The sequence below is a fragment of the Ruegeria sp. CDSA236 genome, assembly GCF_059611285.1.
In genome coordinates, this window is sequence record NZ_JBXWPG010000002.1 from 87,770 (window position 1) to 102,807 (window position 15,038).

General features: G+C 57.9%; 13 protein-coding genes. 4 read left to right on the top strand and 9 right to left on the bottom strand.

Features of this window, described 5'->3' with window-relative positions; all coding sequences use genetic code 11:
- Positions 1-35: 35 nt before the first annotated feature.
- Positions 36-914, bottom strand: coding sequence for a glutathione-dependent disulfide-bond oxidoreductase (gene yghU, locus AC2FLB_RS04435; RefSeq protein ID WP_271949300.1), 879 nt, complete (start codon positions 912-914; stop codon positions 36-38).
- A 246-nt stretch (positions 915-1,160) separates the two neighbouring features.
- Here yghU and AC2FLB_RS04440 point away from each other — a divergent pair, with 246 nt between their 5' ends.
- Complete coding sequence (locus AC2FLB_RS04440; protein WP_496708715.1) at positions 1,161-1,679, top strand: YHS domain-containing (seleno)protein; 519 nt, start codon at positions 1,161-1,163, stop codon at positions 1,677-1,679.
- Positions 1,680-1,731: 52 nt separating this feature from the next.
- Here AC2FLB_RS04440 and AC2FLB_RS04445 read toward each other — a convergent pair whose 3' ends face one another.
- Together AC2FLB_RS04445 and metF are read right to left on the bottom strand one after the other, a co-directional pair.
- Positions 1,732-2,403, bottom strand: coding sequence for a J domain-containing protein (locus AC2FLB_RS04445; RefSeq protein WP_496708716.1), 672 nt, complete (start codon positions 2,401-2,403; stop codon positions 1,732-1,734).
- 213 nt (positions 2,404-2,616) lie between these two features.
- Positions 2,617-3,483 (bottom strand): methylenetetrahydrofolate reductase [NAD(P)H], encoded by an 867-nt coding sequence (metF, locus tag AC2FLB_RS04450; RefSeq protein WP_496701536.1) that lies wholly within the window; start codon positions 3,481-3,483, stop codon positions 2,617-2,619.
- Between the two features lie 93 nt (positions 3,484-3,576).
- Between metF and AC2FLB_RS04455 the strand changes: the two genes are divergently transcribed.
- Both AC2FLB_RS04455 and AC2FLB_RS04460 read left to right on the top strand, forming a co-directional pair.
- Complete coding sequence (locus AC2FLB_RS04455; protein WP_496701538.1) at positions 3,577-4,482, top strand: LysR family transcriptional regulator; 906 nt, start codon at positions 3,577-3,579, stop codon at positions 4,480-4,482.
- A gap of 96 nt (positions 4,483-4,578) precedes the next feature.
- A complete protein-coding gene (locus AC2FLB_RS04460; RefSeq protein WP_142636646.1) occupies positions 4,579-5,364 on the top strand; it encodes an inositol monophosphatase family protein in 786 nt (261 codons plus the stop codon).
- A 54-nt stretch (positions 5,365-5,418) separates the two neighbouring features.
- Here the strand turns inward: AC2FLB_RS04460 and bhcD are convergent, their stop codons facing one another.
- Genes bhcD through bhcA form a run of 4 tightly spaced genes read right to left on the bottom strand, consistent with a single transcriptional unit; the run spans position 5,419 to position 9,761 of the window.
- A complete protein-coding gene (bhcD, locus tag AC2FLB_RS04465) occupies positions 5,419-6,399 on the bottom strand; it encodes an iminosuccinate reductase BhcD (RefSeq protein WP_496690987.1) in 981 nt (326 codons plus the stop codon).
- A gap of 13 nt (positions 6,400-6,412) precedes the next feature.
- Positions 6,413-7,576 (bottom strand): 3-hydroxy-D-aspartate aldolase BhcC, encoded by a 1,164-nt coding sequence (bhcC, locus tag AC2FLB_RS04470; protein WP_496708717.1) that lies wholly within the window; start codon positions 7,574-7,576, stop codon positions 6,413-6,415.
- Between the two features lie 11 nt (positions 7,577-7,587).
- Positions 7,588-8,559 (bottom strand): beta-hydroxyaspartate dehydratase BhcB, encoded by a 972-nt coding sequence (gene bhcB, locus AC2FLB_RS04475; RefSeq protein WP_496694737.1) that lies wholly within the window; start codon positions 8,557-8,559, stop codon positions 7,588-7,590.
- A gap of 11 nt (positions 8,560-8,570) precedes the next feature.
- Positions 8,571-9,761: an L-aspartate--glyoxylate aminotransferase BhcA gene (gene bhcA, locus AC2FLB_RS04480; RefSeq protein WP_281994957.1), complete on the bottom strand. Its 1,191-nt coding sequence runs from the start codon at positions 9,759-9,761 to the stop codon at positions 8,571-8,573.
- A gap of 189 nt (positions 9,762-9,950) precedes the next feature.
- Between bhcA and AC2FLB_RS04485 the strand changes: the two genes are divergently transcribed.
- A complete protein-coding gene (locus AC2FLB_RS04485) occupies positions 9,951-10,793 on the top strand; it encodes an IclR family transcriptional regulator (protein WP_496708718.1) in 843 nt (280 codons plus the stop codon).
- On the opposite strand, the gene AC2FLB_RS04490 is transcribed toward AC2FLB_RS04485, so the two are convergent.
- Both AC2FLB_RS04490 and putA read right to left on the bottom strand, forming a co-directional pair.
- Entirely contained in the window at positions 10,758-11,501 is a 744-nt protein-coding gene (locus AC2FLB_RS04490) for a rhomboid family intramembrane serine protease (protein ID WP_496708719.1), read from the bottom strand. The two genes, AC2FLB_RS04485 and AC2FLB_RS04490, sit on opposite strands and share 36 nt — an antisense overlap.
- 42 nt (positions 11,502-11,543) lie before the next feature.
- Positions 11,544-14,945 carry a bifunctional proline dehydrogenase/L-glutamate gamma-semialdehyde dehydrogenase PutA gene (putA, locus tag AC2FLB_RS04495; RefSeq protein WP_496708720.1) on the bottom strand — a complete coding sequence of 1,134 codons (3,402 nt, stop codon included), beginning with the start codon at positions 14,943-14,945 and terminating at the stop codon, positions 11,544-11,546.
- Positions 14,946-15,038 lie beyond the last annotated feature (93 nt).

Genomic DNA, 15,038 nt, shown 5'->3' on the forward strand with positions numbered 1-15,038 from the left:
GGGCTTCGCAGATTGATGCGCGAAGCCCGGTTTGTTTACTCGGCTGCTGGCTCCAGCTTGTCCTGTGTACGCGTTTCAAAGTCGCCGGCCTCGTGGCGTTCGTGAAGCTGTGTATGCTTTTCGCCAAAGGCACGATTGACCATGCGACCACGTTTCACGGCGGGACGGGCGTCAATCTCCTTGGCCCAGCGCATGACGTTCTTGTAGGATTCGACGTCCAGGAACTCGGCTGCGCTGTACAGGCGCCCAAGAACCAGTTGTCCGTACCAGGGCCAGATCGCGATATCGGCGATAGAGTAATCCTCGCCTGCGATATAGGTTTTCTCGGACAACTCCCGATCCAGAACATCCAGCTGCCGCTTGGTTTCCATGGCAAAGCGGTTGATGGGATATTCCCATTTCTCGGGCGCATAGGCGTAGAAATGGCCAAACCCGCCACCCAGATATGGTGCACTGCCCATTTGCCAGAAAACCCAGTTCATCACCTCTGTCCGTTCTGGCCCGGATTCGGGTAGAAATGCGTTGAACCTTTCAGCCAGGTGAAACAGAATCGAGGCACTTTCGAACACGCGCACTGGTTTTTCACCGGACCGATCCCAAAGGGCAGGGATCTTCGAGTTCGGGTTGGCCTCGACAAAGCCCGAACTAAACTGATCTCCCTCGCCGATGTTGATCAGCCAGGCGTTGTACTCGGCCTCTTCATGGCCTAGCGCCAGAAGCTCTTCCAGCATGACGGTTACTTTTACCCCGTTCGGAGTGGCAAGCGAATAGAGCTGCAGAGGATGGCGCCCAGCAGGCAAATCCTTGTCATGAGTTGCCCCCGCAATCGGGCGGTTGATATTAGCGAATTGTCCGCCGTTTTGGCTGTCCCATGTCCAGACCATCGGGGGCGTATAGGTCGATTGCTCGCTCATTTCTTGCCTTTCTCAGCAAAGTTCGGGTGAATTATCCGTTCGCTGCAACAGCTAATATTGCAAAGGGCAAAGTCCAACCCTGCCCGTTGGGAAGATTTTGTAACATTCAGTGCAAAAGACTTCACGTTTTCTCATTCGATGTCACAGCGACGCGAGCGGGACTGCGTTTGATCGAGGAATCACCTATTCTCTGCACAGCCCCGTATTCCGGGCCGATCACCCATCCAATAAAAAAGGACCGCCCTTATGAAACGACTTGTCTGGACCTTAGCTGCGACCTTGGCATTTGCCATGCCTGCCCTTGCAGGTGATCAGTATGTGGACGGCACCGGCTATGCGGTGTCAGGATATGACGTGGTTGCCTATCGCAGTCTGGATCAGGTTGCTGTCGGTCAATCACAGCCCGAAGCCGTCCGCGGAAGGTCAGATATTGCGGCCGAATACAACGGCGTTACCTGGGCATTCTCGACCGAAGAGAACCGGGACAAGTTCTTGGAAAACCCTGCTTATTATGCGCCGCAATATGACGGTCACTGCGCCTATGGCGTGTCACGCGGCGGCAAGGTGCCTGCGAACCCGAACCTGTGGCGGATTGTTGATGACAAGCTGTATCTAAACATTACCGATGTGGTTGTCGGGTTTTTTGAAGAAGATATTCCCGGCAATATCAATCTGGCTGAAGGAAACTGGCCGGGCATCGAGGCCGACGGGGCCTCCAGCAGCGTGATCCCGAAGTTTACCTCCGAAGGCCCGGTCGCAAACTGAGATTTCTGCAACGGATGCAAAGCCCGGCATTGATTTGCCGGGCTTTTGTTTGTCATCCGGTCAACCAGTACTCATCCTGCGTTTGCTGGTCGGCGTTGAATCTGATCCGGACGCTGCGGGCGCCCGGAAATTTCTTGGTCGCAAGCGCAACGGGTACGACAACTTCGCCCGTGCCCGCATCTTTGGACTGAAAGCTCAGAATCTCTGTCTTGACGCGCTTGGTGCCAGCAAGAACACTCGTCGGCAATGCGACGCGGTTAGCACCTTCGCAGACAGGTGCGGAAATGAAATAAGTCAGGTTGCGGCCATGCAAGCCGACAGCGTCCGGAATGTGGTCAGCATCTTGCAGGCGATCCGCATCTTGACTGTCCACTGGGGTGTCCGGGGAGTCCTGCAAGTGGGGCAGCGCCGTATTCAACATTGCACGACAGGCATCAATATCTTGGGTTTCCAGCTGAATAACGCGTTTGCGCAACCGGGGGCGGCGTGGTTTCCCCGCCGCCGAGCCCGCCAGACCTTTCCCGGCCAGCCCCTCGCTGCGCAGCAAATCATAGGCCGCCTTGGCGTTGGCCAAGGCCGCACCGTCTCCGCCATTCTTATCGGGGTGGGCTTCGAATGCGATGTCGCGCCAGGCCTCTCGAATGTCATCTGAACTGGCGCTTTGAGCCAGACCAAGTGTGCCGAATGCATTGGCGCGGGCACTAACCTTGTCAAAAGGTTCCATACTAAATTCACTCATAAACAAACTATACGACCCCACAATGAATGGGCGGTTGCTAAAGTCAAATTTGTAACAGAATTGAACGGTTTACCGCGACAATGATTAAGGCTTCAGTTGGATTGTTCAAGTGGCCCCTGTTAGGCAGGGCAATCCCAACTTGTTCCACAAAAACACCCGGGGTTTTAGCCCGGGTGCACAGTCTGAAACAAGCGGATATCAAGCGACGTTCTGAAGCTCGGCCTTTGGTGTGACCCCAAGGGCAAAGCACACATCCCGGGTCAGTTCCGGCCGGTTCAGGGTGTAAAAGTGGAGCTTGTCTACTCCGCCCTCGATCAGGTCTGAACAAAGTTCTGTGCACAACGCGGTGGCCAGCAGGTCTTCGCGGTCGTCACGAATGGCCTTCTCAAAGGCATTCTCGATCCAATCCGGAATATGTGTCCCGCATCTGCGGGCAAAGTTGCGCGCCCCTTTCCAGTTTTCGATCGGCAGGATGCCCGGAACGATGGGCTTGTCGATCCTTGCCTTTTCACAGGCATCGCGGAAACGGAAAAAGGTCTCGGCCTCAAAAAAGAACTGTGTCAGGGCTTCGTCGGCCCCAGCGTCCAGCTTGGCCTTTAGCCAGTCGATATCGGCGGAAAAATCCCGTGCTTCGGGGTGTTTGTCTGGATAGGCGCCAACACGGATGCTGAACATCTCGGTTTCTGCCAGTGCTTCGATTAATTCGACCGAGTCCGCGAACCCTTCCGGGTGCGGCGCGAACCGATCCTGACCCTTGGGCGGATCGCCGCGCAAGGCGACGATGTTCTCCACGCCCGCCCGAGCAAAGGTATCTGCGATTTCCAGTGTTTCCTGACGTGACGCATCCACACAAGTCAGATGTGCAGCAACAGGCAGGCCGGAGGACTTGTGCAGTGTGGCCACCGCATCGCGCGTCAGCTCGCGCGTGGTGCCCCCCGCGCCATAGGTGACAGAAACAAAGCGCGGTTCAAGCGGTGCCAGTGTTTGCACCGTATCCCAAAGGCGGAATGAAGCCTCAAGTGTCTGTGGCGGGAAAAATTCAAATGAAACTTCTGGTCTTGTCATCTCGGCCTCACGGGTGAAATCTCTGACCCTTGTGCCAGCTTACGCATTGTGAGACAAACTCATATTATTCAAGAACAACATGAGTTCCGCGCAATGCATATCGAATTCCGCCACCTGCGTACGATCAAGGCGATCCATGAATGTGGCGGGCTTGCCCGTGCCGCAGATCAACTGAACATCACTCAATCCGCGTTGAGCCATCAAATCAAAGGCCTAGAGGATCAAGCCGGGGTCGAATTGTTCTTGCGCCGGTCCAAACCGATGAAACTTTCGGCGGCCGGTTTGCGGCTGTTACGCCTGGCCGAGCAGATCCTGCCGCAGGTCGAGGCAACACAGCAGGAGTTCTCTTCTTTGCGCGACGGGCGCACGGGCCGTATGCATATAGCCATTGAATGCCACGCCTGTTTTGAGTGGCTGTTCCCGGTGCTGGAATCCTTTCGTAAATCCTGGGGCGATGTGGATGTCGATATCCGCCCCGGCCTGGCCTTTGATGCCTTGCCGGCTTTGCAAAAAGAAGAGGTCGATCTGGTCGTTTCCTCGGACCCAGAAGATCTGCCCGGTGTCGAATTCATCGAACTCTTTGACTATGACGCGGTGTTTGTCGCGGCTTCAACACACCCGCTTGCCCAGAAAGAGTTCATTGAGGCCGAGGATTTTCGCGGCCAGACCCTGATTACCTATCCGGTCGAACGCACACGGCTGGATGTGTTCAGCCAGTTGCTGATCCCTGCGCGGGTCGAACCGGCCGCGATCCGGCAGGTTGAGCTGACCGCAGTGATCCTGTTGCTGGTCGCGTCGAACCGGGGGATTTCGGTGCTGCCGGACTGGGTCGTGCGTGAGGTGAAGTATAATTCCGACTATGTTACCCGCCCGCTGACCAAGGCGGGCGTAACACGTCGCCTTTATGCTGCAGTGCGCACCGAGGACCTTGAGAAACCCTTTGTGCAAGAGCTGATCAAGCTGGCCAAAACCGAGGCGCGCAAGCTGCAGGAGCAATAGGCACAAAACGCGGGTCTGCTATGCGTATCATTCCTCTTGGCAAGGGCGCATTGCCCCAGTATACGCGCGGTTTGACCGGACAGGAGCCTTTGGACAATGGTTGGCAGTGCAAACCTCAACATCATGATCAAAGCCGCGCGCAAAGCGGGGCGTTCACTGGTCAAGGATTTTCGTGAAGTCGAGAACCTTCAGGTGTCGATGAAAGGCGCCGGGGATTTTGTGTCCAAGGCAGACATTGCAGCCGAGGCGATCCTGAAAGAGGAACTGCTTGGCGCGCGCCCGACCTATGGCTGGCTGGCCGAAGAGGGCGGCGAGATTGCCGGCGAAGATCCCACCCGCCGCTGGATTGTGGATCCGCTGGATGGCACCACGAATTTTCTGCACGGCCTGCCGCACTGGGCGATCTCGATCGCGTTGGAACATAAAGGCAAAATTGTTGCCGGTGTGATCTATGACGCCGCCAAGGACGAGATGTTCTTTGCAGAAAATGGCGAAGGCGCATGGATGAACGACACCCGTATCCGCGTTTCGGGTCGTCACCGCATGATCGAGTCGATCTTTTCGACCGGGCTGCCTTTTGGCGGACGGTCTGACTTGCCTGCGACCCTGCAGGATCTGGCACGTCTGATGCCAGTCTGCGCCGGTGTACGTCGGTGGGGCGCAGCAGCGCTGGACATGGCTTATGTTGCTGCTGGCCGGTATGAAGGCTTTTGGGAACGCCGTCTGAATGCCTGGGATGTTGCCGCCGGGATCATCATCGTGAAAGAGGCTGGTGGCTTTGTGCAGGCTTTGAACCCGGAAGGTAACGTGCTGGAGGACGGCGAGGTCATCTGTTCCAACGAGCCCATCTTTGATCAGTTTTCCAAGGTCATCCGGGGCTGAGCCAGCAACAGACAGGTCAAGCAAGCGCGCCCGATTGAGGCGCGCTTTTTCGTTTCAGAGGGTCGCGCGCTGGGCTAGATCGGCCTCTTCAGCCAATCGTGCAGCGACTGAGGCGACTGCAAGATCCTGCAACCCGACCCCGGTTCCATCAAACAGAGTGATCTGATCGTCGCTTGTCCGACCGGGGTGGTCGCCATTGATGACGGCGCCGATGGGCGCGATTGCATCCTCGGTCAAGGCGCCAAGGCTGATGGCATGTTGGGCCTCGCCGATTGTCACGGACTGGGCGACCTCGTCGGTAAAAACAGTCGCCGCAGCGACGAGATCCGCGTCAACCTCCTGTTTGCCTTTGGTGTCGGTGCCCATGCAAGCTAGATGCGTGCCGGGCTTGATCCAGTCTTTCATCAAGAGCGGCTCAAAAGCCGAGGTGATGGTGATGATCACATCCGCCTGTGCGCCCAGCTCCTGTTGGCTGACGGCCTCGAATTCCAACCCAACCTCAGTGGCCACAGCTGCAAGGCGGGGCAGCATGTCGGGATGCGGGTTCCAGGCAATGACCTTTTCGAAGTCGCGCTGTTCCGCCGCCGCCCGCAGCTGGAAAGTTGACTGATGTCCGGCCCCGACCATACCAAGTACTCTTGCGTCTTGCCGCGCCAGATGCGCGATCGAAACCGCCGAAGAGGCCGCTGTGCGCACCGCTGTCAGGTAATTGCCCCCGACAAGCGCGGACAATCGCCCGGTATCGGGGTCGAACAGAAACACTGTGGATTGGTGGTTGGTCAGGCCCTTCGCCGCATTGCCCGGCCAGTATCCACCGGATTTGAGGCCCAGCACCTGACCGTCGCGGTCAAATCCCGATTTGAACCCATAGAGAGCGTCGGCATGGCCCAAAGCCTCGCGGATAACGGGAAAGTTCCACGCGCCACCTTTAGCCATCGCACCGAACACAGCCTGTACAGCGTCAAAGGCCTGCTGGCGTCCTACCAGTTTCTCGCACAGATCTTCGCCTACAATCAGCAGGCCGTCGCTTTTCATAACATCCCTCATCTCAAAAGGCTTTCCCGCGGGCCGAGACCGGCCACAGGGCTTCGACTTTGCCGCCCCGTACGCCCACATACCAATCATGGACATTGCATGTGGGGTCACAGTGGCCCGGCACCAACCGCAGCTTGTCATTGACTTTCAGTACGCCGTCTGGATCCCCGATAACCCCATGCTCGTCCGAGCACTTGAGGTATTCGACATCATCACGCCCGAACACAAAGGGCAGGCCGCTATCGACCGACTGCGCCTTGAGGCCGGCGTCGCAGATGGCCTTGTCTGCTTTGGCGTGGCTCATGATGCTGGTCAGGATGAACAGCGCATTTTCCCATTCTCCCTGATCAATCCGCTGGCCGTTCTGATCCAGAATCCGCCCATAATCCGCGTCCATGAAGGCGTAAGAGCCGCATTGCAATTCGTTGTAAACGCCCGAGTTACTTTCGAAATAATAGGAACCGGTGCCGCCGCCCGAAACCAGTTCGCACTCGATCCCTTCTGCTTTCAACCCGGCGACAGCGTCTTTGACCATGGCAATGGCAACATCCAGCTTCTCTTTACGGGCCTCATAGGTGTCGAGATGTTGCATCGCACCCTGATAGGCCTGAATGCCGGTGAATTTCAGATTTGGCGCTGCTTGCACAGCTTTGGCAATCTCGATGACCGCCGGTGTCGTGGTTACACCACAGCGCCCTGCGCCGCAGTCGATCTCGATGAACACTTCCAGTTCTGTGCCGTGACGCGAAGCGGCAGCCGACAGGTCGGAGATATTGTCGATATCGTCCACGCAGACAATGATACGCGCGCCGAAATTGGGCAGCCGTGCCAGTCGGTCAATCTTGGCCGGGTCGCGCACCTGGTTGGATACAAGGATGTCCGTAATGCCGCCACGGGCAAATACCTCGGCTTCCGACACTTTCTGACAGCAGACGCCGACCGAACCGCCCAACCGTTCCTGCAGCTTGGCCACATCGACCGATTTGTGCATCTTGCCATGAACACGATGGCGCATCCCATGGGTCTTTGCGAAATCGCCCATCTTTCGGATGTTGCTCTCTAGCGCGTCCAGATCAAGGATCAGGCAAGGCGTCTGTATCTCGCTTTCGTCCATGCCGATCGCGGCAGGGATGTCGAAGCCGACCTCGAGGTCTTCAAAATTTACGGTCTTGTTCATGTTGTTTCTCCTTACCCTTTCAGCCAGGGCAGTTTGTCCAAGTCTACATTGCCACCGGTCACGATGACGCCAATGCGCTTGCCTCGGAAAACCTCTGGGTTCTTCAAAATGGTTGCCAAAGGAACCGCCGAAGACGGCTCCATCACCACGCGCAGGTGCTTCCAGGTCAGTTTCATCGCTTCGATGATTTCCTCTTCCGAGGCGGTAAAAATATCGGTCACGTGGTTGGATACGAAATGCCAGGTGTTTTCTTTCAGGGGCACCAGCAGCCCATCCGCGACTGTCTTGGGGGCGTCATCTGCGATGATATGACCGGCCTTGAAGGACCGGTAAGCGTCATCCGCCTGTTCCGGTTCCGCTGCATAAATTGCGGTCTCGGGCGCAAGGTTCGAAACCGTCAGACAGGTGCCTGAAATCATGCCGCCACCGCCGATGGGCGCGATAACGGCGTCCATACCACCAGTCTGTTCCAGCAGTTCGGCGGAGCAGGTGGCCTGACCGGTAATCACACGCGGGTCGTTATAGGGGTGAACAAATTCGCCACCGGTTCGGGCCTGAACCTCGGCAAATGTTGCTTCGCGCGAGCTTGTCGAAGGGTCACATTCGGTGATTGTACCGCCATATCGGCGAACTGCATCCTTCTTGGCCTGCGGGGCTGTGCGCGGCATGACCACGTTGCACGGAATACCGCGGCGGCCGGCCGCATAAGACAAAGACAAGGCGTGGTTGCCGCTGGAATGCGTGCAGACACCCTTGGGCATCAAATGGTCTGCAAGGCCGAATACAGCGTTGCAGGCCCCACGCACCTTAAAGGCCCCGGCTTCTTGGAAATTTTCGCACTTGAAGAACAGCTGCGCGCCGGTCAGGTCATTCAGGTGGTCCGAAACCATGACCGGAGTTCGGCGGATATGCGGTTTGATCCGATCATGCGCGACACGCATGTCCTCGATCGTCAGATCCGCGGCAGAGGGGTGATCCAACATTGTCATTCTCCTTACGCCGCGGCCTCGGTTCGGTTGCCGGGTGTGGCGCGAAAGTGTTCCTGGGCTGCGGCGACGCCAGAGCCCAACGTGATCGGATAGCTTAGATCGGCCATTGCCATCTCGATCGTACAGAGTCCGGACAGGACCATCGCATCTGTCAGACTGCCCAGATGCCCGATACGGAACGCCTTGCCGTGCAACTGGCCCAAGCCAACACCAAAGGACATCCCGTAGGTGTTAAAGGCATGGTCGGTCAGAATGTTGCTGTCGAACCCTTCGGGCACGTAGATTGCGCTGACCGTGTCCGAGTAAAGGTCTGGCGATTGAGCAACCAGTTCCAGCCCCCAAGCATCGACGGCGCGCCGGACGCCCTCGGCAAGCCGATGATGACGGGCGTAAACATTCGGTAAGCCTTCTTCAAACAGCATCTTCAGGCTTTCACGCAGCCCGTAGATCAGTTGCAGAGGTGGTGTATAGGGAAACCCTCCGGTCGCATTGGCCGCCATCATATCCCGGAAATCGAAAAAGGTCCGGTGCAGCTCTGCGGTTTCCATCGCGTCCAGCGCTTTCTGGCTGACGCAAAGGATGGCCATGCCAGTGGCCAGCATGAATCCCTTCTGCGATCCCGAAACCGCGATGTCGACGCCCCAGCGGTCGAACTCGAACGGTACAGAGGCCAAAGAGCTGACGCAGTCCACCATCAAAAGCGCCGGATGATTGGCGGCATCCATCGCCCGCCTTACAGCCCCGATATCCGAAAGCACCCCTGTCGCCGTCTCATTATGAGTGACCAGAACGGCGCGAATTTCATGCGCTTTGTCCCCAGTCAGAACAGTCTGAAATTGGTCAGCGGGAGCGCCGCTGCCCCAAGGGCAGTCGATGACCTGAACGTCAAGCCCGTGACGTGTGCACAGATCAATCCAGCGGTGGCTGAAAACGCCATAGCGCGCAATCAGGACCTTATCACCTGGGCTGAGCGTGTTGGTGATTGCAGCCTCCCATCCACCTGTGCCGCTGGCGGGAAAGGTAACGATCTGTGCCGCAGCGGTATCAAAGACCTTCTTGGTGTCTTCCAGTACGGGTGCAAATGTCTGGACAAAGTCCGGCGCGCGATGATCCTGCGTCTGGACCTGCATGGCCAGGCGCAATCTATCAGGTATGTTGGTCGGGCCGGGAATGAAAACCGGGTTTTGGTTCGACATGGCTTGTTCCTCTGCTTTGGAGATAAGTGTCCGGGAAAAAGCTGCATTACGCAATTTTCTTGAAAAATATTTTCATTTATTGAAGATAAATATTAAGCTACTGATATTTTAAACTTTTCCGTTTTTCATTTTTACGTGCAAGAAATCCGGACGCGAGAAACTCTGGACAGCTGAAAGGAAATGCCTGGGATGGAAACGCAGAAAAGGCCACGCGGCAGACCAAAATCGCTGTTCAAGGAAAGCTCGGCCGGGACCATGCAATCGCTGGATCGGGCGCTGAGCGTTTTGACCACAGTGGCCCGTCTGGAACGCGCAGCACTCAGCGATTTGGCGCGCGAAGTTGATGTGCCCACGGCCACAACACACCGAATTCTGGTGACGCTGCAGAAGCACGGTTTCGTCGCCTTTGATGAAGAGCGTCAAGAATGGATGATCGGGATCGAGACCTATCGCACCGGAGCGTCCTTTCTACGCCGTAATGGTGTTATCGAAATCGGAAGGCCCATTTTACGCCGGCTGATGCAAGATAGCGGCGAGACGGCGAATCTAGCCGTTCCGGACGGGGCCGAAGTGGTGTTTGTGGGGCAGGTCGAAACGGCCAATCCGATCCGGGCCTTTTTTCCACCGGGCGCGCGGACACCGATGTATGCCTCGGGCACCGGTAAGGCGATCTTGGCCGCGTTGAACGAGGCAGCATTGTTCAAAGCGCTGGGCACGTTGGACACAAAGGTCTTCACGCCTCAAACACTGGTGCCCGGCGATGCACTGCAAAGCGATCTGGATCAGACCCGGGCCCGCGGGTGGTCGCATGATCGGGAGGAACGATACGAGGGGATGTCATGCATCGGTGCTGCCATCTTCAACGACCGGGGGGAACCCTGTGCGGGCATTTCCGTATCTGGCCCTACCGCCCGTTTCAGCACTGAACGCGCGCCGGAATTGGGCCGATTGGTACAAGCCGCCGCGCAAGAGGTTACCTTGCTCAGCGGTGGGCGCTTACCGGCGCGGGATGCGGGGGATGCGGGAATGTGACAGCTTGTATTCGTGCTCTGGATGGGGCGGATGCCCATGGGTGCGGTTCCAATAGTCACTCGCGCCGCGCCGCAACCAAAGGGGTATGCACAAGAGCAAACCAACAAGGAAGCCCCCGGTATGGGCCCAATAGGCGACGCCGCCCTCGTCGGGGTTGCTGGACAGGCTCCCAATGAACTGCATACCCAGCCACACGCCTAGCATGACAAACGCCGGGATCGAGAAGACACGGAAATAGATCACCAGAACAAGCAGGATGTCCACGCGCGCTTTGGGGAACATCAACAAATAGCCACCCATGACGCCAGCTATTGCGCCAGACGCACCAATCGTAGGAACCAGAGATTGTGGCGCTGTGACGACGTGGATCAGACCGGCCCCGATACCCGCGGCAAGATAGAACAGTAGAAAGGGCAGGTGGCCCATTTCGTCTTCGAGGTTGTCGCCGAAGATCCACAGGAACAGCATGTTTCCTGCCAGATGCATCCAGCCGCCATGCAGGAACATCGAGGTCACGAGGGTCTCAAGCGTGTAACCGTCCGTAATCCGGGCGGGCACCACCGCATAATCGGTATACAGCTGGGTGATCAGTCGCTGGTTCTCCATGCTTCCCGCATAGCTGAGGAAAATCAGGATATTCGCTGCCATCAACAGATAGATGACATATGGGGTGCGCCCCGAAGGGTTATGGTCACGAATTGGAAACATGGTGCGACGCTGGGCGGTTGGCTGCCCAGCGTCAAGGCCTGTTTAGGCCGCACCCCCCAGCAATGCGGCATTCCCACCCGCAGCAGTGGTGTCGACACAGACATGTCGTTCTCCCAGAACGCGGGTGCGATCTGGCTGGCCGGGGATCAGAGGGATGATTGGGCCTGCACGCCGGGACAGATGACGCTCGATTTCCTGACCGGTTGCGTCGTCGCCCCACCACAATACGCCCGAGAAGCCAGTCAGGATTTCAAGCCGGTGCAGGTCTAACGCGCCGATAGCAGTTATAGCCCGCCCGCCCAGTGCTTTGACCGCGTTGGCCTGCGCTTGTGCGGCTTCAACTCCGGGGCCCATACACAATAGCGGTGCGCGTGAGAATTCACTCAGGCGGTTCGATTCACCCGTCGGACCGGGCAGCAACCGCGCCTTGATCTCAGCAGATTTTCCTTCTGGTAATGGTAGATCGGTCATATCGGTGGACCATTGCTCGGGACTGACCTTCCGGTCCGGGGCGCAGAAACGGGTCAGGTAGTTCGGCCCACCCGCCTTTGGGCCGGTCCCCGACAGGCCCTCGCCGCCAAAGGGTTGCGATCCAACTATGGCGCCGATCTGGTTGCGATTGACGTAGATGTTTCCGGCATGAACAGCTTCGGTGATGTGCTGAACGCGGTCGTCGATCCGTGTGTGCAGGCCAAAGGTCAGCCCGTATCCTGTGGCGTTGATATCGGCGATGATCTGATCCAACTCTGAGGAATTGAACCGCACTACATGCAGGACCGGGCCAAACACCTCGCGCTCCAACTCGGCAATGCCGGGGATTTCGATAAGGGTTGGGGCGATGAACGTGCCGTCACCAGGGACGGACATCTCTTTCAGGACACGCCCTTCGGACCGTGCCAATGCGATGTGATCAGCGATTCCAAGGCGGGCATCTTCGTCGATCACGGGGCCGCAATCGGTTGAAATCAACCAGGGATCGCCAACCAGCAGCGCGTCCATGGCCCCTGTCAGCATGGTCAGAAGATCATCGGCAATGTCTTCTTGGACATAAAGACAGCGCAACGCCGAGCACCTTTGTCCCGCTGATTGGAATGCGCTTTCGATGATCGACTGAACCGCCTGTTCGGGCAGGGCGGTGCTGTCCACGATCATCGCATTCAAGCCACCGGTTTCCGCGATCAGAGGCGTTCCCGGTCGCAAGTTTCCGGCCATGGCCGCACGGATTTTCAGGGCGGTCCCGGTCGAGCCGGTAAAGGCCACTCCCGACACCCTCGGGTCCGAGGTCAGGGCTGCGCCCACCGATGGACCGCCCGGCAGCAACTGTAGCGCGCTGCGTGGCACTCCGGCCTCGTGCAGCAATTCAACGGCGCGATGCGCGATCAATGGTGTCTGCGGTGCGGGCTTTGCCAATACCGCATTCCCAGTGGCCAAAGCGGCGGATATTTGACCGGTGAAAATGGCCAGCGGAAAGTTCCACGGGCTGATGCAGGTGAACACACCCGCTGGTTCTGCGTCGGGTATATTCGCCGCATAATAGCGCAGGAAATCTACCGCCTCGCGCAGTTCGGCGACTGCATCGGGAAGGGACTTACCAGCCTCACGGGCCAGCAGGGCGAAAAGCTCACCGAAATGGGTCTCGTAAAGGTCGGCGGCGGCATTCAGAACCTGCGAGCGTTGATCTGCCACTACCTGCCAGGGGGTGGCTGCAGTCAAAGCAAGCTCGACATCCTGTGCGCTGGCCGGGGCAACGGCACCGGGGCGATCCCGCGACTGTGCGGGGTTGACGATGGGCTGATCGTCATCGGGCCGCGCATCGCCGGACAACAACGGGCGCGCATACCAGTGATGCGTCCGAAACGCCTCCCGCGCGGCATTGACCCGGTCCAAAGTGGGAATGTGCCGCAAGTCAAACCCCTGCGAATTGGGCCGCTCGGGTTGAAACAGTTCGGGTCCGGTTGGAATGGCGCGTGCCGGTTCGAAGAGAGTGAGAAACGGATCGGCTGCAACCTCCTCCGGGGGAACAGTATCATCCACGATTTGGTTCACGAATGAAGAGTTCGCACCATTCTCAAGCAGTCGCCGCACCAGGTAGGCCAGCAAGTCACGATGGGCCCCGACAGGCGCGTATATGCGGCAGCGTGTGTTGTTTGCGTCCTTAACCAGATGGTGCAGGGTTTCCCCCATGCCGTGCAGGCGCTGGAATTCGAAAGGCTGATCAGTGGCCATCTGAAGAATGGCGCTGACCGTATGGGCGTTATGGGTGGCGAACTGCGGGTAAATCCGGTCGGTCATACCCAGCAATTTTCGCGCATTGGCGATATAGGAGACATCGGTCACGGCCTTGCTGGTAAACACCGGAAAACCCTCGACGCCTTCTACCTGAGCGCGCTTGATCTCGGTATCCCAATAGGCGCCTTTGACCAGCCGCACCATCAGTTTGCGGTCATAACGCTCGGCCATTCCATAGAGCGCGTCCAGTGCGATTCCAGCACGCGGACCATAGGCCTGAACCACAATTCCGAACCCGTCCCATCCTGCGAGTGCAGGCTCGGCCATCACCGCTTCGATGACCTGCAGGGACAGCGACAGGCGGTCGGCCTCTTCGGCGTCGATATTCAGGCCCATGCCAGCGGCTTTGGCCAAAAGGCACAGGGCGCGCAGGCGGGGGACAAGCTCGGCCATCACACGCTGTTCTTGGGCCAGCTCATACCGGGGGTGCAGCGCCGACAGCTTGACCGAGATGCCCGGATTAGCCCGAATGTCATCATGGGTGCAGGCCTCTGCAATGGCGGTGATGGCACGGGAATAAGACAAATGATATCGGGCCGCGTCGGCCTCGGTCCGTGCGGCTTCACCCAGCATATCGTAGGAATAGGTATAGCCCTTGGCCTCCATCCCGCTGGCACGTTCCATGGCCGACTGGATGGTCTCGCCCAGCACGAACTGACGGCCCATTTCCTTCATTGCGCGCCCGACGGCCGTGCGGATAACCGGTTCACCCAGTCTTTTGATCGCACCTCGCAGGGCACTGACAGGCGAGGGCTTGCCGTCGTCGAGAACTTTACCGGTCAGCATCAGCGCCCAGGTCGAGGCATTCACCAGCGGCGAGGAGGATTGCCCAAGATGCTTGCCCCAGTCGGACGGCGCGATCTTGTCTTCGATGAGAGCATCGATCGTGTCGGCATCCGGCACGCGCAGCAGCGCTTCGGCCAGACACATCAGCGCCACGCCCTCATCGGTGGACAGGCCATATTCGGCCAGAAACACCTCCATCATGCCCGGCGATGTACTGGATCGAATATCACGCACAAGCTGGGCGGCTGCCGCACAGATTTGGGCTCGATCAGTTTCAGACAGCGCGGCATGATCGATAAGATTGTCGAGAACGGCGGTTTGATCAGCGTAGGTTTGGCTGTCGATATGGGTGCTCAGGCTGTGTGACATGAATCCTCCAGGCTTTTGTTGAATATAATGTCGATTTCTCAGGACGATTGCCGTATTTTTTAATTCATCTGGTCGGATGGACTGTATTTAGGG